Annotated in this window: 22 protein-coding genes; 5 read left to right on the forward strand and 17 right to left on the reverse strand. The window is 53.7% G+C overall.

Annotation, left to right across the window (positions count from 1 at the left end):
* Positions 1–312: 312 nt before the first annotated feature.
* From GCN78_RS18030 to GCN78_RS18050, 5 genes are all read right to left on the reverse strand, one after another.
* Positions 313–828, reverse strand: a complete 516-nt coding sequence (locus GCN78_RS18030; RefSeq protein WP_152252916.1) for a hypothetical protein — start codon at positions 826–828, stop codon at positions 313–315.
* Positions 829–914: 86 nt separating this feature from the next.
* A complete protein-coding gene (locus tag GCN78_RS18035) occupies positions 915–1172 on the reverse strand; it encodes a hypothetical protein (protein ID WP_152252917.1) in 258 nt (85 codons plus the stop codon).
* Positions 1173–1239: 67 nt separating this feature from the next.
* Positions 1240–1731 (reverse strand): hypothetical protein, encoded by a 492-nt coding sequence (locus GCN78_RS18040; protein WP_152252918.1) that lies wholly within the window; start codon positions 1729–1731, stop codon positions 1240–1242.
* 126 nt (positions 1732–1857) lie between these two features.
* Complete coding sequence (locus GCN78_RS18045) at positions 1858–2205, reverse strand: hypothetical protein (protein WP_152252919.1); 348 nt, start codon at positions 2203–2205, stop codon at positions 1858–1860.
* A 131-nt stretch (positions 2206–2336) separates the two neighbouring features.
* Positions 2337–3014 carry a hypothetical protein gene (locus GCN78_RS18050; RefSeq protein ID WP_152252920.1) on the reverse strand — a complete coding sequence of 226 codons (678 nt, stop codon included), beginning with the start codon at positions 3012–3014 and terminating at the stop codon, positions 2337–2339.
* Positions 3015–3545: 531 nt separating this feature from the next.
* Between GCN78_RS18050 and GCN78_RS18055 the strand changes: the two genes are divergently transcribed.
* Together GCN78_RS18055 and GCN78_RS18065 are read left to right on the forward strand one after the other, a co-directional pair.
* Complete coding sequence (locus GCN78_RS18055; RefSeq protein ID WP_152252921.1) at positions 3546–3833, forward strand: hypothetical protein; 288 nt, start codon at positions 3546–3548, stop codon at positions 3831–3833.
* Between the two features lie 333 nt (positions 3834–4166).
* A complete protein-coding gene (locus GCN78_RS18065; protein ID WP_226939699.1) occupies positions 4167–4625 on the forward strand; it encodes a PIN domain-containing protein in 459 nt (152 codons plus the stop codon).
* Positions 4626–5750: 1125 nt separating this feature from the next.
* Here GCN78_RS18065 and GCN78_RS18070 read toward each other — a convergent pair.
* Positions 5751–6269, reverse strand: a complete 519-nt coding sequence (locus GCN78_RS18070; RefSeq protein ID WP_152252924.1) for a flavodoxin family protein — start codon at positions 6267–6269, stop codon at positions 5751–5753.
* A 63-nt stretch (positions 6270–6332) separates the two neighbouring features.
* Positions 6333–7007 carry a SagB/ThcOx family dehydrogenase gene (locus GCN78_RS18075; protein WP_152252925.1) on the reverse strand — a complete coding sequence of 225 codons (675 nt, stop codon included), beginning with the start codon at positions 7005–7007 and terminating at the stop codon, positions 6333–6335.
* 767 nt (positions 7008–7774) lie between these two features.
* Between GCN78_RS18075 and GCN78_RS18080 the strand changes: the two genes are divergently transcribed.
* Together GCN78_RS18080 and tcmP are read left to right on the forward strand one after the other, a co-directional pair.
* A complete protein-coding gene (locus GCN78_RS18080) occupies positions 7775–9346 on the forward strand; it encodes a methyl-accepting chemotaxis protein (protein WP_152252926.1) in 1572 nt (523 codons plus the stop codon).
* A 1126-nt stretch (positions 9347–10472) separates the two neighbouring features.
* Complete coding sequence (gene tcmP / locus GCN78_RS18085; protein ID WP_152252927.1) at positions 10473–11387, forward strand: three-Cys-motif partner protein TcmP; 915 nt, start codon at positions 10473–10475, stop codon at positions 11385–11387.
* Between the two features lie 3 nt (positions 11388–11390).
* On the opposite strand, the gene GCN78_RS18090 is transcribed toward tcmP, so the two are convergent.
* The 10 genes from GCN78_RS18090 to GCN78_RS18135 form a co-directional block, all read right to left on the reverse strand.
* Positions 11391–12647 carry a three-Cys-motif partner protein TcmP gene (locus GCN78_RS18090; protein ID WP_152252928.1) on the reverse strand — a complete coding sequence of 419 codons (1257 nt, stop codon included), beginning with the start codon at positions 12645–12647 and terminating at the stop codon, positions 11391–11393.
* A gap of 8 nt (positions 12648–12655) precedes the next feature.
* A complete protein-coding gene (locus GCN78_RS18095; protein WP_152252929.1) occupies positions 12656–13393 on the reverse strand; it encodes a DUF5131 family protein in 738 nt (245 codons plus the stop codon).
* A 619-nt stretch (positions 13394–14012) separates the two neighbouring features.
* Entirely contained in the window at positions 14013–14216 is a 204-nt protein-coding gene (locus GCN78_RS18100; RefSeq protein ID WP_152252930.1) for a hypothetical protein, read from the reverse strand.
* A gap of 135 nt (positions 14217–14351) precedes the next feature.
* A complete protein-coding gene (locus GCN78_RS18105; protein WP_152252931.1) occupies positions 14352–14819 on the reverse strand; it encodes a hypothetical protein in 468 nt (155 codons plus the stop codon).
* Between the two features lie 610 nt (positions 14820–15429).
* Positions 15430–16395 (reverse strand): hypothetical protein, encoded by a 966-nt coding sequence (locus GCN78_RS18110; RefSeq protein WP_226939700.1) that lies wholly within the window; start codon positions 16393–16395, stop codon positions 15430–15432.
* Between the two features lie 84 nt (positions 16396–16479).
* On the reverse strand, positions 16480–16965 hold the full coding sequence (locus GCN78_RS18115) for a hypothetical protein (RefSeq protein ID WP_152252933.1): 486 nt from the start codon (positions 16963–16965) through the stop codon (positions 16480–16482).
* Positions 16966–16972: 7 nt separating this feature from the next.
* Complete coding sequence (locus GCN78_RS29385) at positions 16973–17926, reverse strand: hypothetical protein (protein WP_193316775.1); 954 nt, start codon at positions 17924–17926, stop codon at positions 16973–16975.
* A 102-nt stretch (positions 17927–18028) separates the two neighbouring features.
* A complete protein-coding gene (locus GCN78_RS18125) occupies positions 18029–18454 on the reverse strand; it encodes a DUF4150 domain-containing protein (RefSeq protein ID WP_319633139.1) in 426 nt (141 codons plus the stop codon).
* Complete coding sequence (locus GCN78_RS18130) at positions 18393–19781, reverse strand: DUF2169 family type VI secretion system accessory protein (protein ID WP_152252935.1); 1389 nt, start codon at positions 19779–19781, stop codon at positions 18393–18395. Before GCN78_RS18130 ends, GCN78_RS18125 begins: the two co-directional genes overlap by 62 nt.
* A gap of 12 nt (positions 19782–19793) precedes the next feature.
* The gene (locus tag GCN78_RS18135; protein ID WP_152252936.1) at positions 19794–21950 is read right to left on the reverse strand and encodes a type VI secretion system Vgr family protein; all 2157 of its coding nucleotides are present in this window, start codon (positions 21948–21950) and stop codon (positions 19794–19796) included.
* Between the two features lie 761 nt (positions 21951–22711).
* Here GCN78_RS18135 and GCN78_RS18140 point away from each other — a divergent pair.
* Entirely contained in the window at positions 22712–22921 is a 210-nt protein-coding gene (locus GCN78_RS18140) for a YegP family protein (RefSeq protein ID WP_152252937.1), read from the forward strand.
* Positions 22922–22942: the final 21 nt, after the last annotated feature.

Genomic DNA, 22942 nt, shown 5'->3' on the forward strand with positions numbered 1-22942 from the left:
CCCGAGCCAGGGCGTTAACCATAAAGCGTTGAGCATCACCGTGCTCTACCGGATCATCCAGATCAACGGTGGATGAAATAACATCAAAAGGATCACGGTGAGACATGCTGACTTTCTGAGTAAAGCTATATTGGTCAATTGCCGACTGTCCGCTTCTGGCCGATTGCCGTCGTTCATGCGCGGCAGCTTCCGCCCCCAAGCTGCCATTCGGAGAATCGAGGATTATGGCGAGGGTTTGGTCTGCACAGCAGGAGGTTAGAGGGAAGGACCGCTACTGGCAGAAATCGCTTTAAGATCTTCTTCGGCAATTCGCTAGCCGGCATTATAAAAAACACCATAAGCGGAGCGCTTACACAAATGCTGGTTAAAACCGGTGTTTTCAATAGAAATTTGACGTGAGCAATTAAACGTATCAATTTTTCTCTTGTTAATCATATTTTCATTCCAATTGCTATATATCAACAACCCTTCGATTTTGTCTATAGTTAATTCATCTGGATTTTCAATTCCGTTGTCAAATCTAGGAGTGCCGAGCGTTAGATGAAAAACACGACCCGGATAATTTCTTTGCAACTCCTGTAAGCGTGCTATATGGTCTGCGGCACGATGTCTTCGAGAAGAACTTTGTGCATACACTTTACCGATATAATGGGTGCGCCATATTTTCTTATCCAAAGAAACAATCGCATAAAAATATGCAGTAGCATCTGCTTCAATAAGACCTGAAAAAAGAACATCATGAGTTGACGGAATCGTCCACTCAATGTTAGCCTGCACTTCGACTGCTTCAGGCCAAGCGAAGTAAAAATCAATATTTTCTAAACTCATAAATCTCCGAAAATTCGTTCTTAATACATTAACTCACCCCAAGTTCGAGGTCCGCTCTTGGCTGAATCCAGCCAATCGCCTACGAACTATATCGGGTCTAAATCCTTGGGAAATTGGCCGGCGCGCTGCCACTGCTCTTGACCGAGTTCTTCCGTCAAGTCACGCAGATGCCAAGCCCTGTTCAAGTGCGCAAACACATGACCTAGGTCAATGCGAAGATTTACCTCATCGTAGTCAGCCTCGCTACTCATCTTCGATATGAGCATGGTCAAGTGTTCTTGCGCATCTTCAAGCTCGTACATCAGTGTGGCCCATGCTGCCGGAGCGTTATCTTTACTAATCATAGGACAACCTTTAACTACACTTCAATAACGTCGTGACCTTGCACTTATGGGCGATTGCTGTCGTTCCTCAATACTGCTCGCCCTCATCGCCCAACACTTGGGCATCGAGCTTTACCGCTAATTCCTTCATTTTCTTGATCGCATTCTCACTCGGATTCTTTACCGAAATCTCACCACGATGATAGTAGAAATAGTGCTTGTCGTTCGTCTTTGGATCAATCCATGCCGCCATCAATGGATTGCTGACCTGAATTATTTCACGTGTTTGAGGGTTCGCAGCCGTAGCAGTTGTATCCATTTTCAGCAATCCGTCGGCGGCGACAGCACTCTTCCATTCCACCTCGGAAATTGGCGTTTGCGAGCTCTGCGACCACTCCCCGGCTTTCGTAATGTGTAGATCGTAACCCATAGCTATAGTTGGAAAAACAAAGAAAATGAGAGCCTCATATTGACTAGAGCGTATCTTCATAGTTTTTGTAAGGTGATATTTAAAGGTTCTTGCCGCTTCTCGCCGATAGCGGCACCAGAGCATAGCGGATTGCCAAGCAGAAAAACTCACACATTGTCACGCTGTCGCGAATGACCGCTTGTTGGCCGTAAGCGGCTCTTCATTATGTCCGCTCTTGGCCGGTTGCCGTCGTTGCCAGGTTCCGCCATAAAGCGGCCTCTCGAACCTACTAGCGAGCTATGCAATCATCAGCGTTGCGTTATCAAACGACTCATCGTCCAATGCTAAAATCACGGCATGCATCAGTTCTGAATGCGTAGGCGGCAATTCGTGGCCTTTGTGCGATGTATTCCAGTGTTTGTAAAGCAGCTCCAACTCCACCTTAAAAGCAGTAAGCGTGGTACCCGAAATGCAGAATCCCGCCTCGGAATCAGCTCGTTCCGTAATTGCACTAATCGTTGGCAGTCCGATATCGATGCCGGCGGCTTCCCAATAGAGATTCACGGTGCGAGCGGAACCTAAGTACAGATCGATGGTTGGCTCAATCGCTGTAGACTGTTTAAATATCACCAGATGATAGGCCACTTAGTTCCTTTAAGTTGCTAGTTGGGCGTCCGCTGCTTGCCGGCCGGTTGCCGTCGTTGCGAGGTTCCGCCCCATTGCAGACATTGGCGCAGTGATTGAAATCTACAAATTAACCCAGTCGCCCTTCCTGCTCACTGCATTGCGCAGCGCTTAACAAATTCCTCTCGGTGCTCGAAGTAGCGCAAATTTCTCATTCCAGAAATAGCGCCACACACTTGGCATGTACAGACGCTTATTTCAGTAAATGTGCTTTTATCGCTAATTGCGTCGCATTCTTGGCAAATCCAGACCCATGGGAATTTCTCGGGATGAGGCATCGCACAAAGGGAAATGAACTGTTGCGCAACTTTGCGAATGCAGCCATCGGGGTTCTTAAGGTCCAATGCGTCATTGAATCGAACGTACCCCTGTCCTCTCCTTTCGATCGGCTCAAGGTCACTTGATAGGTCTATCCATATCCAATGAATATATGGTTCGTTATGATCCTCCGCAAGAGCCAGCATTTCGCTCAAGCAGTCCCATGGTTGAGTAACTCCACTTAACATTTTTTCACATAAGCTACTGGAATATGCGCATAGCGCAGCGTACCAGTCGTTCGGCAATTCGAAACCTAACTCTATTACGGAAGAAATAAATAGCCGTTCAACTTGATCCGGGTCGACATAGGCATCCCAACGGCAAGCCGCAAGCTCCCAAATGCTCGGGGCGTCACAACCACATTCGAGTAATTCATTTGCCCAATCCACATAGTCATCGGCTTTTATCCAACGATCATCAACTCTCCTAAAAGCTAATTCCGTGAAATCCACTTACGCTCCTTGCAAGGTTTCGGTCTCCGGGGCTAAGAACTGAACGTCTGCTGCTGGCTGCAGATTCAATCGATCAACGCAACACTTTAACTGAAATATATCGTTGCAGAAAAGAAATGATGCGATAAAGAACGCGAATCGATTGCGCCGCGCACCGTGAACCCCGGGATTAACGTTGCAAGAGGTTTGGCCACGGAAGCGTGCATGGTGAATTTCACCGAAGCTCAAGCATCTTTTACTTGAGCGCGGTAGAAGTGGCTGCAGGGCAGGGGACATAGACAGGCCAGACCCGATCTCGGCGTTGGATCAGACAGCTACTAGATCGCACACTTGGCGTCTGGCAGGGCGCCCAGGTGCTCAATACGATCCATGGTGCTCTCATTTCCCAAGAAATATAGATCCAGTGTAGCCAAGGTGCCCCACGTCATTCACGTGACACTTCAAAAACGGCAATATTTCCAAGTATATTTTTGCACTGGATAACATTTTTTTGTTATAGTTATTGCACTATTTCCGCTTGCTGGAGCCATTATGAAACATCAACAATATGATGTCGACTTGCTGATAGCAGTCGTAACATCAACATTTCCAAACGCCACCCAAAGAGTACTCGCAGAAGTCGTGAATGCCCTGAATGCACTCGCAGCACCCACTGAAAGTGATGCTTGGAAAGAACTAGGTAATCGTTTCTTCGAAAGTGCGAAGGAAGCACGGGAAAACTCTGAGGCGTTCACCTATTGCCTGTTTGGTGGAGTCTGCCTGGGACGCTCTGTTGACTTGGCCCGTGCAAAAAATGTGGCAGCGGGTGGTCAATATTAAGGCCAAGACACCATTATCGATAGGCTGTACCGGTTATGCAGAGGCAAAGTCACAGGTTAAAGGCGGTCCTTAGGTCGCTGACCAGCCCAATAGAAATCCCAATCTGCTACACTGGTTGCACCAACAAATTTGATCAAGGGAGGCCCGCATGAGCGCCAAACTAAATATTGACCAACACGTGTCAGCATCGATCATTCGGCCCCCTGGCACACCTGAAGAGCAGAAGCGTCTGCGCGCTGAAGCGCTACGCGCGGCTGAGGGGATGTGGAGAAACCGCACCGACATTCCACTCGACGGCGTTGAGTACCAGGAGCAAATCCGGAGTGAATAGCGGTGATTCTCTTCGACACAAATATATTTATCGACATGCTCGGCGGGTGTCACCAGGCCTCGATTGAACTCAATTCCTACGACGAACCAGCTATCAGTGCGATTACCTACATGGAACTGCGGGCGGGAGAAATCGCTCGCCCGCAGGACAAATCGCGCCTTGACGCGCTGCTTACTACGTTTACGTTACTCCCAATAGACTGGGAAATAACAAATGTTGCAATCGCCATTAGAGGCAACAGCCTTGTCATTCCGCCCAAGATCAAGCTACCCGACGCCATCATCGGCGCGACGGCAGTCCGCTGGGGCCTAGCTTTGGTAACACGTAACACGATGGACTTTGCCGCGCTTTCGATCCCGCTCCATATGCCGTACAACTATGATTCCAAGACGGGTATTGTATCGAACGTGCGTAAGCCTTATGGCAGCCCGCTAGTACCACCTATTAAGCGCCTCAAGTAGCCCTTTCCTGCTGCAGTTCATCGGTGCCCTCTGTGCCAACTTCGGTTGGGTCTTTTCATCGGTTCCGAGGTCTTGTCGGAAACCGTTGGCAATCTTTTGAATCAAATGATTTGATCACTCACAGCAATGAGGCGAGTAGGCTAAATCAAGACCAGCTCGAAGGGTAGAAACAGATCAGCATCAACACTCCGTCGACGTCCTGCACTTAACTCGAGTAGCGCTAAGGGCTCATACATGCCCGGACAGGCCCTGGCGACGAAGGCCAAACCGCCGACACGGTGCCGCTCCGAGTCAATGTCGGAGTTCCGCGAAACTTCAGCAACAACATCGCAAGGAGTTTAACCATGGAAGAGATCCTGCCGGAGACTGCCGAAGCTCAATTGGCCTTTGTTTGAGCGCGGCAGGAGTCCCTGCAGGGCAGGGGAGATTGAATCGCCATGGGTTCGCTAGACGCTTCAGATGCTCAAAATACTGCTTTTCGCAATTGGGCGGGCTGGGAGGCTCATGATGACCAGCCACCACCATCGCGCAAAGCCTTCTATCTGGCCGAGCGCACAAAGCAGATGACGGGCTAGTTTATCGTAGCCAACTGTGCCGCTATAGCGCGCAAAAGCAGGCGCTCTGCTGCTGCCTCGACTGGATAAACCATACTTCGCCGGCAGTCATATGAAGGTCAGCTTTTGCTAGAGCGCGGGAGGAGTCCGTGCAGGGCAGGGGAGATAGTCCGGCCAGAACCGACCTCGCCGGTGGATTAGACAGCCATAAGATCGCATACCAGGCGCCTGGCAGGACATCCAGACCCCTAACACGCTCCATCGGTTTCTCATCAGCCAAGAACGATGGATCAGGAGAGTCTAAGCGACAGGTGGCGATTCATATCAAGTGAGTGACCAAGCCGCCACTCAACTTCAAATCGTTCCACTCCGCCGGCTCCGTGACTGCTGGCATCGAACTCATGCACATGATCCGCAAGAGCCAGTTCGCAATGGATCGCATAGCGATGACATCGTTCGCCGACCAATTTTATGTGCAGGCCAGGACAGATCCGCCCATTTTGAGGGAAGAAGTGCCATGCCGGGAACACATAGCCCTCTGATCAACACCGCGACAGATCTGCGGTCGCGTCTAGATGGGAGAGAAGCCGAGGCCAAATACCGGAGGTGCTGGTTCGAGCCGCCCCAGTTCTGCCGCCAGTGCCTGCAGCCGCTCGACATAGTGCCCCGTTCTTACTTCTTGTTCGCGCAGGCATAGCCGGGCAATGGGGGCCTTGTGGCATAGGGCTGCCATTTCGTCGAGTGCCTTGTCGCCACCCCGTCCACCCATGGTGCAGAGCAGGCTCACCCGATGGAAGTGCTGCCGCTGCTGCATGATATAGGTGCGCATGGGGGCGCTCATGTGGCCCGCCCAGACTGGCGTACCCAGCACGATGAAAGGGTAGTCGGATGGTCGTCGTTGTACAGTGGCAATCGGTGCCGGAATGCGGCGTGCGGCTTCCCACCCGGCACGCAAGAAGCCGCCGATGTTGCCGTAGGGGCGTAGCGGTTTCAGCGCTTCGAGGTCGGCGCCGCATTCTTTTGCCAGGGCATGGACTGCCTGGTCAGTGACGCCGGTGCGCGAATAGTAGACGATCAGGCAGTTTTTCATGGTTTCCCTTCAACGGACAGGCACTGGCGACATAGTTTGTTGTGCGGGTGCAGTGGGGCCGCGTCAGCTGGCCCCGCCGTCTGCGCGCCCATCCTGAGGTGGTGCCGCGTGCGTCGCGCGACCGGGAAAGCCCACCGTCTGGGCCAGAATGATGCGCTGGGTTTCCCTGAGCCCCAGCGTTTGCGCCAGAGCCGGGCGGTCTACCCAGGCGCGCGCGACTGTCGCCAAGCCTTGGGCGGCGCAGAACAGGTACACGTTTTGGCTGATGTAGCCGGTATCGAGCGCGGCAAAGAATTTTTGCTCCCAGCGCTGTGCCTGATCCATTTTGGCAAGATCGGCAACATAGATCAGGTTGACCGGAGCACTGGCAACGAAGTCTTGCCAGCCGGTTTCAGCACGGACATCACTCTGCGCCAATTGGCGCAGCGCGCCGGCAGCGGGTTCGAACAGAAACAGCCCATCTTGCTGGGCCACGTAGATGTCGATCTCCTGCCAGTTCTTTGCCGACGGCGCCGTGCGTTGTCCCGTCTCCTGCCGGTTCACGCCACACGCTGCCCATAGCAGGTGCGCCAGCATTGGCATCGGCACGGCGCGGGCCGAGAAAATGCGATTGCTGCGCCGCTGCCCTAGCACCTGGAGCAGCGACTGACTCAGTGGCGTCAATGCAGCATGGTCGCTGTCAAGTGGCAGATTGTGCAGCAGCGGATCGCTGGTCAGGAGGGTGGTTTCAGGGTTCATGGCATGCTCTTTCAGGTATGGCTGGCAAGTTGCCGGGCTGGATAGCGCTCGAGCGGCCAGGTGAATCCGTAGTGGGTTCGCTCGCGCGGCCTACCGCAGTGGCAGCCAGCTACCGTTCCGCGGCATTCGACAGTGAAGGACCACTAGCATGCCGGTGGTGCTTTGCCGAAGGCGCGGGGGCGAACCATGCGCTTTACCTTACCTTGGATGTGGCAATGCTGCACGGGTAAACCTTGATCGATATCATGCCAAATTAATACTTTAGAGCCAGGTGGCCGAGCCTGGGAACTTCTGTAAGGCGTGGCCCAGTTCTATCGAACACGTCATCCTAGGGCCGGCACGAGGCTGTTCCGTTGCTTAAGTTCAAGAGCGCAAGAACACGTAGCACGACACCCGGTTTCTTGGTTCCAATCGAACACGACTATTGGAGAGTGGTGCATGCTGTGATGGCTATCAAGTTCGTAATAACTAGGGCCGGCCTTCGTCGAGGTGCAACAGCCTGACCATGCCGCTACTGCACCTGGCGGAAATTCGCAAATTGACGACGTATTTGTGCCAATCGGTACGAATGAGAATTGATCCGCCAAAATTGTCACATTCCATGCCCATGGTAAGAGTTAGTTTGAATAAAAAATTGCCTGTTGGAATCGGAAAATATTAAGATATTGGCATTGCAAGCATGTCCTCGGCACTGAGCCAGAAAGCTGAGGCGCGCGTCACCCGTTCGTCGATCGAATACGATCCGAGTTCACCAAGAGACTTCCTATATGCGCATGAACCTTCCGATTACCGATCACGAGATCGAACTCAGTGATACCAGTACGATCGTTTCGGCGACGGACTTGCAGGGTAATATTACTTACGCGAATCCCTATTTCATCCAGATCAGCGGTTATAGCGCGCAAGAACTGATGGGGGCACCGCAAAATATTCTTCGGCATCCGGATATGCCTGCAGAGGCGTTTGCCGATTTTTGGCAAACGATTCGTTCCGGTCGTTCCTGGAGTGGCATGGTGAAAAATCGTTGCAAGAATGGCGACTATTACTGGGTGCTGGCGAATGTCACGCCAGTGATCGAAAGTGGCAGTACCGTCGGCTACATGTCCGTGCGTACCAAACCGAACCGGGCGCAAGTTGCGCAGGCGATCACGTTGTACGCTCGCATGAAGGCAGGCAAAGCGCACGGCATTGCGCTGAGTCAGGGCGCTGTCGTACGGACTGGCTGGCTGGCAACCCTGCGCCGTTTGAGCAACATGCCATTAGGCAGACGCATTGCCTGGAATTTCAGTTTCCTGATGGTCGCGCTGTTGTTGCAATTGTGCTGGAGTACAGATGTTTTGCCGGCAGATGCCGGCAAATGGCGAACAGGAATGTTGATCGTCTTGATCGGCACCATGGGATTCTTCTGGCATGCGTTGCATGCAGCGGTGTTGCAGCCCTTGCAGCAGGCAAGGGCTGCTTGCGATGTCATGGCCGGTGGCGATTTGACCCAGCAGGACGATACGGACCGTACCGACGAAATGGGGCAATTGCTGCGTTCCCTGCGTCAGTTGCGCGTGAATTTGCATTCCATCGTGGGCGATGTGCGGGATAATTTCTTGCAGATCAGTACTGTGACGCGTGAAATTGCGTCCGGCAATATGGACTTGTCGCAGCGCACTGACGCGCAAGCCCTGGCACTGCAGAAAACAGCGTCGAGCATGGGGCAGTTGGCCGTGACTGTGCAGCAAAATAGCGGCAATGCGGACCAGGCCAGTGACATGGCTGGAATAACCCGTGGACTGGCAGGCAAGGTCGGAGAAAATGTTGAGCAAGTGGTGCGCATGATGTCCGACATCAACGCCTCGTCGAGAAAGATTGGCGACATCACTGGCATGATTGAAGCGATCGCATTCCAGACCAATATCCTGGCCCTGAATGCCGCAGTGGAGGCCGCCCGCGCAGGTGAACAAGGTCGTGGATTTGCCGTCGTCGCCGGTGAGGTGCGCAGCCTCGCACAGCGATGCTCCTCGGCCGCCAATGAAATCAAGCAATTGATTGCGGAGTCTTTGCGGCAAGTGGACGCAGGCACCGAACTGGCCGGGCATGCAGGTAGCAGCAGCCAAGAAATGCTCGAGGCGGTGGAAAAGGTGTATGGCCTGATGAGCCAGATCGCCCTGGCATCGAGCGAGCAAAGCCATGGTATTGGCACCGTGCAGCAGGCGATTACGCAGATGGACGAAGTGACACAGCGGAACGCGGCATTGGTCGAACAGTCCGCCAGTGCCTCGGCCGCCTTGCAGGATCAGGCCATCAAACTGGAGCAGGCCATGGCCCTGTTCAAGTTGGGACGGCGCTGACAGGCATCGCTTTGCCAGAAAGCGCGTACAGACACCGACAGGCAGCGACTGTCGCTTGCCGCAGTTAATATGCAGTCAATACCTAGGCATTTATCGGTTCAGCGCGTAGGTTGCCACGATTGTGGGACTGGCGATGATGTCGACGGTGCCACATTCGTTTCTTGCGTGACTTGCCAGCCGGTATTGCACCTTGACAGTAGGGGGCCTGGCCAATGCGACAGCGACGACGTCATGAGCGTGGCCGCTGCCGACGTGGCACATGGCGGAGATGGCTAGGGGGATCGAAGCTTTGAATTCGATGGCCATTGCCCGCTTACCGTTACATGCGCTGATGCGGTCCGGCGTGGCCTGTCGCGCTGATGCGCCATTCTTACATCGCGCGATCTGATCCTTTTGATCCACCAGCCGTAATCGCGCAGCTTGTTGGCGGCCTCAACCTGCAGGACGGAGGAACCGTCGTTGTCTTCGGCAACCTCCACTGGCGGAAGGATGTGCTGAGACCGGCAATAGGCCTGTACGGCCTCCAAGGGTTCGCCGTCTGAATCGCCATGGGTTCGCTAGACGCTCTTCAGAAGCTCAAAATATTGCTTTTCTCAATTGGGCGGGCTGGGAGTTAGGTGATGACCAGTCCGCCACCAGAGCGTGGCCGAGCGCACGAAGCAGATGACGGGCTAGTTTATCGTAGCCAACTGTGCCGCTATCGCGCGCAAAAGCAGGCGCACTGCTGCTGCCTCGATCGGATAAACCATCCTTCGCAGCCCGTCATGGCAAGGGAAGGCCAGCTTTTGCTTCAACGCGGCATGACTCTCTGCAGGGCAGGGGGGATAGACAGGCCAGACCCGATCTCGTTGATGGATCAGGCAGTGACGATTTCGCGCACCAGGTGGCTGGCGGGACCCCATGCCTCGGATACGATCCATCGGCTCTTCATCTTTCAAGAACCACGGATCATGGATAGTCTAAGCTACTGGTGGCGATCCAATTTTTTGCTTATCGTTTGACCATTATCAAGGATGTCATTACCCTGATGTAATTATCTAATCTTGCATGAGTATCGTGGGCCTATAAGATCGTATGTATAGGGTAGCAGTACCTAATCTATCCCGCCACACGGAAAGGACGCAGTATGAAGCATTCATTTGGTGGCCCCTGGACCCAGATTAAGCTCGACATGCTGCGCAGGTATTTAGGTGCTTTCAACACTGCATTACAGAATAAACCTTCGCCAACGAACCGATTCCGCCGAATTTACATTGACGCGTTTGCAGGCTCCGGCGAATGCGAAGTCAAAACCAGCGATATGGCCGTTGAAACCATCGCAGGCTCCGCAAAGCTCGCCATCGAGACGGCGCCAGCGTTCGATGAAATACATCTGATTGATCATAATGAAGCGCACGTCGTTGAATTGAATGCACTGATAAAGGGATGCCCAGGTGGCCAGGTGCATCAGCAAGACGCCAATGCCGCACTTCAGCAGCTCATGTGCGAGATTGACTGGAAAAGCAGCCGTGGTGTCCTGTTTCTCGATCCTTACGGCATGACAGTACCCTGGCGCACGCTCGAGCTGGCCGCATCCACCAAGGCGCTTGACGTCTGGTACTTATTCCCACTAAGTGCAATCTATCGCCAGGCAGCCCATGACTTCAACAAGATCGACAAAGGAAAGCTGACAGCGCTGGATTCGGTATTAGGCACAACCGTATGGCGGGAGCACTTTTATCAATCAGATGGCCAAGCAGGCCTGATCGACCACAACGAGGCGATGCGGCGTGTCGTTGATTCTGAGCAGATTGCTGCGTTCGTACAAGCGCGACTGGCAGAAGTATTCAAAGGATGGGTCAGTCAGCCACTCGTCCTGCGCGGCAGCAAAAACGCGCCGCTATTCGCTCTATTTTGCTGCATTTCCAATCCTTCGCCGAATGCGATAGATTTGTCGCGTCGGATGGCACAACACATCCTGGGAAAATTCGACACGCAGCCGAAAACACACAAGCAAACGTGCAGCAAGCCCAGCGCGGACCAGGGAAACCTATTCGAATAGCGATCAGAATAGCTTCCGCTGCGGCGCTGGAACAATCCGGTCACCAGGTTTGATTTGGCGTGCCGCCCGGCGCCGCTCGCCGGCGGGGCCCACCACCTGCACTTCGCCGTAAGCGACAAGCTGGCCGATCGCATCCTGATAAATTTCACCAGTTGCAGGCGACTCGTTGCATGTCGACACATACAGCGACTCATATGTCAGCCCTTCGTCGTGGGCATAGACAATCTTGGGAATCTGGTCCATCAGTGCGCTAATGCTCTTTTCGCGCGCCGGCGTATCGAATTCGAACCCCAGCAACTGCTGGCCGGAATGCCGGTGATCGAAGCGCGGATCGTAACCCAGCATGTTGAACATATTGAGGCCCGCACCGGCATAGTGAATGAAGTAATTCTGGTTCTGCCAGTGGACTTGAGTCATCACATCGCGCGCCTTATGGTGCTGCGATAAATGGATCAGCCAGTAGTCACCATGCCCGTTTTTGTTACGAATAAAGAATGGCGTGAAATGTTTGGCACCGCATCGCTGAACCAGCGACTGATACAGCGACGATTGAATGAACAAGCGCCAGTCACGATCAGAGGACTTGATATCCTTGATGCTTTTGCCTGACAACAGTGTAGGAATACCGAGCTTGCGCAGTCCACTGGCGAGATTATTCTCGTTTGCATAGTTAAGCAGGGAGTCAACCCCGAAGGTGAGGATCACTTCCGCGCCAGGCAACGAATTCAGAATGAGCCGGATGACCTCAGTAGGGACTGCGTTGTAGCCAAATTGGTCTAATGCAAAAATGGATCGACCGTTGCGCGGGCTTTTCTTGGCGATGAAGTCGATGATCGCCTGCGCCTCGGTGAGAAATGAAGAGTGTTTAACGAAGATGTCCTTGTCCAGCCGTGATCTGTGGCCATCCTCCTGCAGTACCTTCATCAAGTGCTGGTAAGCGTCTTTCTTGGCCTCAATGAAGAAGTAAGACAAGTCGAACTTTACCGGATGGGTACGATCGCGATTGACAAGAAATTCCGCCTCTCGCGCGGCATCTAGAAAAATCAGCGGGGAACCACGCACTACCTCACGTGTATCCTCGTGATAATAAAGCCCGCCACCGGCAAAGCCATCCACCAGCGTGAGCTTGAACTCATCGCGGCGGCCGCCAATCAGAACTTTGAAATATTCTGCCAGGTACGCCTGCAAAATACGGTGCTTGGCGACGCTATGCTGAGCGATGGCCTCCGGGCCATTCTTCCACGTGTACTGACTGAGCATGCAGACCTTTATAAAGTCGTAGGCATTTCGTCGTATGTGCGTCCGTTGATAAGACGTCCGTTCGTTTTTTTTGCGCGACGTTTTCCGTCGGCCCCCCAGCCACCCCACTGTTTGAAGAAGAACGCGGACGATTGCTCTTCGCACTGTACCTGAATAGCCTCCACCCATTCCTGGCGCATAGGTCGCGCCTTAGGACCAGATTCTCCCCCGACAATCACCCAATGGATATCCGTTAAATCAATATCGCCCAGATCTTCCAGCAAGGGCTCTACCGATAAGAAGCGCACTGCGGCAGGTACCTTGCGCAAGTGGTCGATCCTGGGGATACCATACTTCTTGTCTTCTACCGACACGCCTATCCAAGCATTGGCAGGCGCCATGCGGGTGCCGAAGTACTCCGCTAGGCGTTCCGCGCGTTTGGTCAATATCTGAAAGGTATGCCAATGTGCTTTCGTGATGACATCGAAAACTGAGTCGATGTATTCAAAAGGTACATTCTCATGAAATAAGTCAGACATCGAATTGACGAAGTAGATGGTCGGCTTCTTGCGCCCCAACGGATCCTCCAGGCGGTTGGACAGCAGGGTCAACTCGAAACCGTTCTCGTATCCGGGAGTGCGCATTGCCTTCAAACGCTCGGCCATCTTCTCTGCGTAGCAGTTTTTGCAGCCAGGCGAAATCTTCGTGCAACCGACCGTAGGGTTCCACGTCATCTCAGTCCATTCGATCTTCGTGCCAGTCGTCATAGGTCCTCCGTTTTTTCGCGAGCTGTCGATTCCAATGTAACGACCTAGGCGATCACCTTGCCTTGCGCAATATCTTGGCGTTGGAGAATATTTTTCAACGCCACAATGCGTACGCTCGGAGATCCATTCCTGCAAACACTTATAACTATTATCTCGCATCCTCCCACGCCCCACCTGTTGTGCCCGCTATTCCGAAGTCGAGTTTCTTTTTTGCCACAGTTGTGCCGGTATCGATGATTGCAGTGAAGTCGTTTCACAGCTCCACGTGTCCTTCATCGATGCGTAATCAGAGTACAAGTGAAAATTCGATGTCAAATCAAGCGAGTAAATCGGCAGCTTACCCTACGGTCCTAGCTGCTTGAAATTCGCTAAGCCATGGATAGTGTCATACAGGAATCCACCGAAGCTCAGGCAGCTCTTGGATGAGCGCGGCATGAGTCTCTGCAGGGCAGGGGCGATAGACCCAGCCCCGATCTCGTCGTTGGATCAGGCGGCTACGAGATCGCACACCAGGTGCTTGGCAACACCCCAGCCCCTAACACGAACATCGGCTCTTTTTCTTTCGACAACCATGGATCAGGAGAGTCTAAGCTACTGGTGGCGATTCACCCGCAGGCATCTAAGGCAGCGAGCCGCATTTTGCACCACTGCTGGCGACACCGATGACCCGCTGGTGTTTATCGAGTAAGAAGATGACCCGGCAGCCCCATAATTCGTTTCCATAGTTGAGTTGCAGGTTCTCGCCCTGATATTGATAGCTTGTGGGTGTTCCGTAGCGCGCGGCGATGACAAAGCTATCTTGGCCGAGCAGTGGTAAGACCATAGGGGATTCATGTGGCGCTATCGCGCAACCAGGCAACAGGCATAGCAATGCGTATGCTTTTCTATACCCCATCTCGACTCTCCTGATAGTACTCTTTTACTGGAATGTAGCCGAGTGCGGCGCATCTGGTTTACGCTATCGCATAGATTTTGACTTGCTTAGAACAAAGGACTTCATCTCTGGCAGCATGCTATCCCAATGACCTTTTGCAAAAGCCGTCATTGTGCGCGCATCATCACCTCCCTTTAAAAATCCAGTCAAGGAGATGCCAAGCAGCGGAAAAACGATTGATCCAAATCCTGTTTTAGCTGTCGAATCAAGCTTGCAAAGTTCGGCAATAACCTGTTGAGCGCTCTGTTCAAAGAAGTAAATCGCTCCGAGGCAAACATTAGTCGCACGATGCCCAAAACCAACTTCACAGAGCTGGTCTGTATCACTTCGCACTTGCGCCAAGAGGTCAAAACGCGTGCAGTACAGCTCCACAATGGCGTCGTCAGCGAGGACAGTTTGATCAATCACTCCCAAAACTGCGGTAACTTCGTGCTGCCCCATGCCAAAGGTGAGCGGGCCAACGCTTCTGTATATGTCGATATCGAAATTCATTGTTCCCCCTATGGCAGCAGCTTATTTTTTTCCAGACACTTAAAATATTCCAACATTTCTAGCATCGCCTCATTGTACTTTCTCGGGTTCTTGTTATTCCGCGCAATCCGTCGGACATCTTGGACTTCCTTCAACATTGCTTCTCGCCATTTTCTACTTTGTAGAAGCCGCTCGATGTCAGCCCTATACTTGGCGCCTCGAACCCCCTTGTTCCCATTGCTTGACGTATTTGCATGATCAAGCGGGTCCATTTGTATGGCCGGCCCGTCTTTGTGCTTTAATGGACTGACCACGTCAGGCAGCATGTGGTGAGAATACTTGCCGTCATTGCTTGGCTTGCTATGGGCGCCGCTACGATAGGGGCCGGTTCCATGAACCTGGCACAGATGATCACATGGTCTTTTTTCTGCTCCTGAGGGGCGTATTTTTCTCGTCTTGCCCGCTCGGTTTTCCTGAATCGGCCGCCTTGTCTGCCTCTTTAGCCAACTTGCCAGACTCGGCTGTCTTTCTGACCAATGATTGTCGTGTAATCGCTCTAGCATTAGGTGAGGTCAAAATTTGTCTAGTGAACTGGTGGGAGTCCACTCTTTGCCACGTAATCGCTCAAGCATTAGCTCTCGTCAACACACTTCCAACAGCCAGGAGAAATCAATTTAACCCGCAGTATCCTATTGAGGACATTGCTGTACAGCACATGTAACGTGTAATCTGGGAAATGCCACACGGCGTACCCCGTCAGTGAAGAATCTGCGTGCTGCGCTGGAGAGTCTTTTATCTTCAGGAACAAAATTTCAGGGCTGTCGCCGAACAACAGCTGCATCGGCAAGGTGCCTGGCCACTCAACCGCATCGCTGTCTCGATTGCTGTGGAAAGTGATCGAGCGGCACACCGAAGTAGGTTGACTAACACTTATCCCTATCGTGATCCCTACCTTTTCCGCGAGGTCAATTATCCCTTCGTCGACAGCAGACTTCCACTGAGCGGCACCAATATAGCGCGACCACACTGTCCGAAATACTGGCGAATCCACGGGTTCGCCAAGTGACGCAACAACAGAATCGAGCGAAGGTGTGTCTGACGCTGCCGGCAACTGCAGCGGACGCGCAGGCAAGTACCAGGCGATGCGATCAATCTTGTCCTCGGTCTCGCTATACATGACGTTCAATGTCAGCGCATCGATGTCCCATGTATCGTTCAAATAAGAACGTCGCTTTGCATCGAATTTCTGCAGTTTCTTGCGTACTTGGGGTCGGCTATCGGTGAATGTCACGGCGTAAGGTAGCGTCCCTTCAAATCCGGCAATATCGTCGTGTGCCGAGTAGAAATACGCTTGGACCAATAGTGGTTCACCGTGTCCCCAAGTACTTTTTGCGGCGCCCGCATGGTAATTTGAGTCAACAAATCCGAGCTCGAGGCCGTGGCGCCGCACGAGTACCCAGTCGTAAAACGCAGAGTCTTCTGTCCCATCTGTGACCGGCCGGCGTAAGGTATTTAACTGATCGAATAGCGCACGCACCTGAGGAGCATGCACTTCTTGACCAAACAGACCAGCAATCAATGTGGCGTCCATTGTCATAACTTCCATTTCCGATTAATCGATCATCATGGTGTCAAGCGATCCACGATTGGGTACCCATTTTCCTTCAGGCGCCGGAGATTGTTAGGATACTGTCCCTTTGAGGGTCGCCTTTCTGGCCGCCTGGACACCCACAATCGCGATGTGCCCGGAATCATCCGTTTGCACAGAGACGAAATATTGCGGCCGATCAAACCGCATCAGCGTTCCGTCCAAGCCCACGATGTCCGGCTCGCCAAGGCATGATATCAGTTCTGTTTTATCAAAACTAAAGGAAAGGTTCAAGGGAAGATCGCCTTCATACGCCCCATGCTGATCCGTTTTCATGGCATGGAAGAAGATATTGGTCAAGACAAGTGCACCGTCTGGATAGGATCTGAATTGAACATCTAGGGCACGTTCATCTGTAAAGGTAAGTTCAATTCCCATCTCAGGTAAAGCAATTGACGTTTTGAGTTCATCTCGGGGAATTCGAGGGTGTTGTTTTAAACCCCAACATTCCAAGGCTGCGGCCAACGGGCCCTCTCCATAGTATTGACCCAAAAGAGAAATATGATCGATGCGGTCCATGTCGTCCTCATTTAACAGTGTTCAAGATTTTTCTTAAGGCATCATCAAAATCTTGATTGGTCATTTTCAAAATGTGCTTGGCAGCTTTTTTGTACGCCTTCTTACAGCCGCCATCAGCGTCATACTCATCAATTTCTTTCAGCATGGCATCGACATCGCGTTGCGCAGCAGCGGCCAGATCGTCAGCGTCTAGTGGTGCTAATTTTATATTTTTTGTTCCATAGGTGGGGCTGATATCGATATGCGCCTGGCGCGGCACGGCAATCGAATTGCCCCATTCTTCAATTGCTTTTTGTTGCGCTACAGTCAATTCTGCGCCATTTTTTAGCTTCTCCGCGCGTTGCTTCAAGGCCGCTTTGGAGGGAATGTGGTCGCGGTGGAATTTGCCTCCTCCCGTTTTGGTTTTTAAATCCGCATACGAACCCTGCTCGCCACACTTGAGCTTTTTTCGACCTTTTACCGTCGTATTTTTCTTCGCTTTGCCTGGCGTGGCTTTGCCTGCCGCGCGCCGTGAATTTACTGCAGACTCGGTTTTTTTCAGCGGCGCGCTCTTTTGTAGCCGGCTGGCGGCCTTGGCCATCTCCCTGGTTTCATGCACGCCCTTGGTGACCTTTGCCACAGTACCTGCATTTTGCGCAAGGCCAACTGCGCGTTTGGCAACCTTGCCGGCTGTGGTGACCACCTTGCCACCCGGGACCATACTGGCCACCGATAAACCAGCTTCGACATAATTGCCTTCTGCTGCATAGATCGCGGCATCGGCGGCACCGGTAACGATCGACAGTCCGGGAATAAAGCTCGCGACACCCAGGATGCCATGCACCCAAGGGCTGGCCTGTTGCCAAGCCGACTCCTCTTCCGGCGTTTCCGGACCCGTCGGTGGATTGGCTCCGATTGCATCGACGCCAAAAGACGTCGCTGAAGCGGCTGCCTTTTCGATAAACTGGCCCTTGGTCGTCATTTTGGTGCCTTCCCACCATCGCTGACCGATTTGCAACGGTCCAGAGACAAGAATTGCGTCGCCAGCTGTACCTCTGACATGGACATGAGGCAGCGCATACAATCAGCTCGCCAGGTTCATTTCGCATTCGTCGCCATGCCGCACGACGAACTTTTTCTCCACGCGCACCGACTGCGAACTGCTTGTAGCGCGTACTTTGCCCTTGTTGACGCCCGACTTCATGCCGCCACCCGTGCCCGCTTCATTGCCGGTGACGGTGGTCACGACACTGTCGTTGAGCAGGAACACCGGGTTGCCATTGAAACGGACGTTCCTGGCCACCTCCACGCTGTTGCCCAGATCACCGACGATAGGGTAGGGAACTGGGACCATGCTTGATCCCATCGGAGTTTTACACACGTCAGGCACCAGGCTGACGACCATGAAGATGCTATTTTTGCGTGCACCTGTAGGCATGATGGTTTCCTCAGTGAACTGGGATTGATATATTTGTCGCGCCAGTCGATGCAGCGCGCATGGACACGACATCGCGGTTTGAAATCATGCGGGCTTCCAATACCCGTACTGCGGGCGTAGACGCCACCGTCGCGCGCCAGATACAGACAACCTGCACGGCAAACTCAGATGAGGAGGGCGCCGACTCTGCCTCAATCGTCAAGGTATCGAGATCGGCCGCCAGTTCGCCAAGCTGGCCATCGGCAAAACGCACCAGCACGAACGGCAAATGGCCCGGCAACCTAAAAGTGAGATGCGTATTGCCATTGGCATCGTGTATCGCGCCCGGCGTTTTTGGTGGGCACATGTTGAACAAGGTGACCGTTTCGTCGCCTGCCAAGTGGGGATGTACCTGCTGGTCCTCGGGTGCACCGTTCCAATAGCGAAAATCGAAATCTGCCGGCAGATACGGATGGCGCTCATCGAGCCATTGCTGTTCATAGGTGCCAGCGAAAGCCAATCGTGGCTGCCAGGCGCGACCCACCACACCAAAACCGGCCGGCCGGCAGCGATGCACAGGTTCGTGGGCGTGAACCTGGTCTTGCGGGTAAGTCAGCTGCGGCGCGCTAATGCGTTTGCAGCGCACAGTCTTGAGGTACCAGGGTTCGATCCAGCCGATGCCAACCGGATTGCCGACGTGCACACTATGCGCGATGACGGTGTGAGCCTCTGACGCACCAGAGTCCTTCGCAGGCAGGCGATGCTGCTTCGGTACCCGCCTCGCATGAGCACTGTCGGCGGCCACCTTGTTTTCACCGCCGTAACTGACCTCATAACGCAGCGGTAGGGCCATGATTGGCCGCGCACGCGATAGATCCCACGCGTGCAGCGAGAAAGCGGTCAAAGTTCGCAGCAGGCGGGGCCGGTACCGCCAGAGACGCGGTCCGCTGACCAGCAGGATTTTAGACAGGACTACAGCTTCTGACTGCGCCTGCTGCTGCGCGACCTTGCATTGTTTAGCCCATGCGGAAAGTTGAGCAGCAGACGGCGGCGTAAACTGATTCATGCCATGCGGCCGCGGCGGCAGATTCGGGACGATGGAGGCGCGTTTAATTTCGATCCCGGTCAGGAACTGTTCCAATGCATGGCCTCCTGGTACATGGGCATGCGCATTGACGAGCACATCAGTGAAGGGCTTGTACGGCGCGAAGTCTGACTCCTGGCGCACGCTCGAAAGATTGGGCTCGCCGTAATACAGGTCGCTGGCAAGCAGCGGCGTTTGCTCTTCTGCGAACGCCAGCGTTCCGTCCGGCTGTACATTGAAGGTGATACGCATCACCACCGTATGGAACCGGATATCGCGCTGATCGAGCGCTTCGAAGGAAATGGCCGGGAAAGGGGTCAGGTTGCGAAATTCCATGACGGACCTGTTTTAGTTGACATCCACGTCATGACCAAGGATCTGGAGTGGCCCGCTCGCCTCGATACTGATCTGGGAGCCATTCAGGAAGATCGAACCATCCGATTTCATGAGCAGTGTCGCCTTGCCGACGGTAATACCGAGTTCATCGCCTGCGCTGATGTAAATCTTTTTACCTACGCGGGTGGTTTGATTCACGCCGATGACTGTGTGCATGCCCAGACCGATGTTCAGGCTGTAGCCGAGCCCAACGTTTTCCAGACGCGCCATGCCCACGTTCTGCATGTAAGCCATGTCGATGGTTTCGGTCTTGGTCTTGTTGACCCGGACAGACCAGTTCTTCTGGATGTGGTCCTTTTCGTTCTTGAACACAGTCTTGCTGCGATTGCCACCAATACTGACCGTCTCATGCTGATCGACCCGCTCCGTCCTGTTGTTATGTACGGTGATGTCTTCATCGTGGCCCACCGTTTCCGTGCGGTCGCGCTTGACGTGGACGGTTTCATCGCGGTCGACGGTTTTGCGGCGGTCGTTGCCGACCCAGTGCGACTCGTCATGCTCGACTTCGATGCGCTGGTCCTTTTCCGCATGCAGCCACAGTTCTTCCGCGTCCTTGCGGTCCTCGAAACGCAGGGCATTGGCGTGCACGGCGGAACCTTTTTTTGAGGACCGGCTCAGCATGCCGCTCTGCGTCTTGTTGGCCGGCAGCTCCCACGGCGGCATGTTGCGCGCGTTGTAGACGCAGCCGATGATGAGGGGCATGGCGACGTTCCCATCGAGAAATTGCACGGCCACTTCCATGCCCACCCTGGGCAGGCTGATGTGGCCGAAATTCGGGCCGGCCCAGGTCGATATCACCCGTATCCACGGCGAACTCTTGTCGTCGAAGGTGCCCAGGCGGTCCCAGTGGAATTGCACTTTTACCCGTCCGTAACCGTCCGTGTGGATTTCCTCGCCAGGCGGGCCGACGACGGTGGCCGTCTGCACGCCATAGATCTTCGGCTCGCGGCTGTAGAAATTGCGGCCGGGGCGCCAGGGGATGGCGCGCTCGATGCAGGTAAACGTGTTGCTGTAGTGGGAAGTGGCGTGGTTGCCTTGCTGGTAGTTATTGCTGGCTCGGTGGCGCACTGAGAGGATCAGGTACTCGGTAGCAGGCTTGCGTGGGATGGTCAAAGCTGTGTCGAAATGACCGCTCAGGGTGAACCAGCGTCCTGGTTGCGCCGTGCGGTCGTTGCCCTGCGCCTCGAACAGCTGGCTCTGGGCATCGCGCTCCTCCATGCGGCGCTGCGCCAGCAGCTCTCCATCGTCGAGGTTTTTAAAACCATAACTGCCCGTGTTTTCATACACTTCCAGAGACGGCACGGCGCCTTGCCGGTTCAACGAGTCGCGGCTGGCGCGGGCGCTGCGCGGATTCTTGAAGTTGAAACTGGCCACCGTCATCTGGCTTGGCGCCATGCGCCGCACCGCGCTCCATTGATGCACGCCATCGTCCTCCAGGGAACCGGCTTGGTGCTGGAAGGGCATGGCGTTCGATTCTCCATCGATGGGCTTGCCGGTAGTGCTGTCGTCGTCCAGCCACAAGGTGTGGCCGTCAAGGCGGTGTTCGTAGCGGTAGTGCCAGCCCAGCTGTTCCCAATGCCGGTGCAGCAGGTTGTGGTCGCTCTCGTTGTGCTGGCACGTGTAGGTGATGGCGGGGTCCAGGCCGCTGGCGGCCAGCTTGTAGTCGCGCATCAGGTAGTCATCGAAGACCTTGTCCGTCAGCGCTGCCACCGTCAAGCCGTGGAAGGCGACATTGTTTTGCCGCAAGTGCAGGTGCGACAGCCACGGTTCCAGCACCATTTCATAAAATGCGAAACCGCCGTCCGTGCGAAGGAAACGGAACTCGAACACGTAACCATTGAAGTAGCGCAAGGTACCGTCTTCACGCACCAGTTCGATGGTCACCATCTTGCCCATCACGTTGTCGAGCGCGATGCTGGCATTATCGGACAGCACTTCCACCACATAGGAAAAGTCGCGCGAAAGGCTTTCGCTGGCGTCGAGGCTGTTGGCTAGCAAGGTGCTGGCGGGTGCATCTCCCTCCGGGAAGCGCAGGCGCAACAGGCGTTCACTTTGCATGCCATCGGCCAGGGCCTCCAGTGCGATGGTGTCGCCGTCAAAGAAGTTCATTGCTGTCCCGTTGCCTTTGCATTGAATTAGCAACGACTTTAACGGGCACAGCAAGAAAGGTATTGCGAAGTCGCAATACCTTTTAATGGATGATTACTGTTAGACCAAGGTTTGACATACATCATCGTGAGGTCATTAGGTCAAGCCTGACGGTCGCGATTCATCAAGCGGGTCCGGGCAAACGTCTTTTTTGTTGCAGTGCCGCCAAGTGCCATGCCGCGCCAATCGTGACGGCAACGCCATTGCCACAGTACGAAATCCCAGATATCAAAGAGCGCTCTCAGCAAAAAGATGGACCAGGCTGTCGTAGCCAAAGGTGCCGCTATAGAGCGTAGAAGCAGCCGGTCTGCGCGGTTTCCTGGGCCGCATCAACGTCGGACACAGTCCATTATGGACGGGGAAGACCAAGAGACGCCACAATCAGCAACCCCGTCACCATCTAAACAGTAGGCTGTTCCGAGTCATCTTAGAAAAACAGCATCGCGAGCGGTTCACGACCCTGTAAACCATGTAGACGTTGAAGACATCATCGTTATCAACCTCCAAAACGTGAACCTGCAACACAAGCTCACTGCGGCTGCATCAGTCGGATATGACATTTTCGCCATCGTTTATGGCCGAATAAGGCTAATCCGTACCGGTGGAAAAAAGAAGCCCGCTGGAACTTTCTACAAGGATAGAAGTCTAATAAAATCTACTAAAATATAAACATGTATAACGTGAGGAGCTTATACTCTACTAGAATTTCCTATCAATGAAGGTTGCATGGACCCCGTAAGAAACCCTTTCGCACCCGGCGCAGGTATGTTCGTCTGACGTCGAAAGCGGATCAACCATACTTCGTTCTTAAAGCTGGCAACGGCGAGATCATTGGCAACAGCCAAATGTATGCATCTTCTGCGGGGCGAAGCAATCGCATTGCCTTCTGCAAAACCAATGGCCCGACATCTAAAATAGTTGACGAAGCCTGATCGTAGCGAGTTAATGTTGGA

Origin of the sequence: Janthinobacterium rivuli (genome assembly GCF_009208735.1) — a bacterium.
Taxonomy (GTDB): domain Bacteria; phylum Pseudomonadota; class Gammaproteobacteria; order Burkholderiales; family Burkholderiaceae_D; genus Janthinobacterium.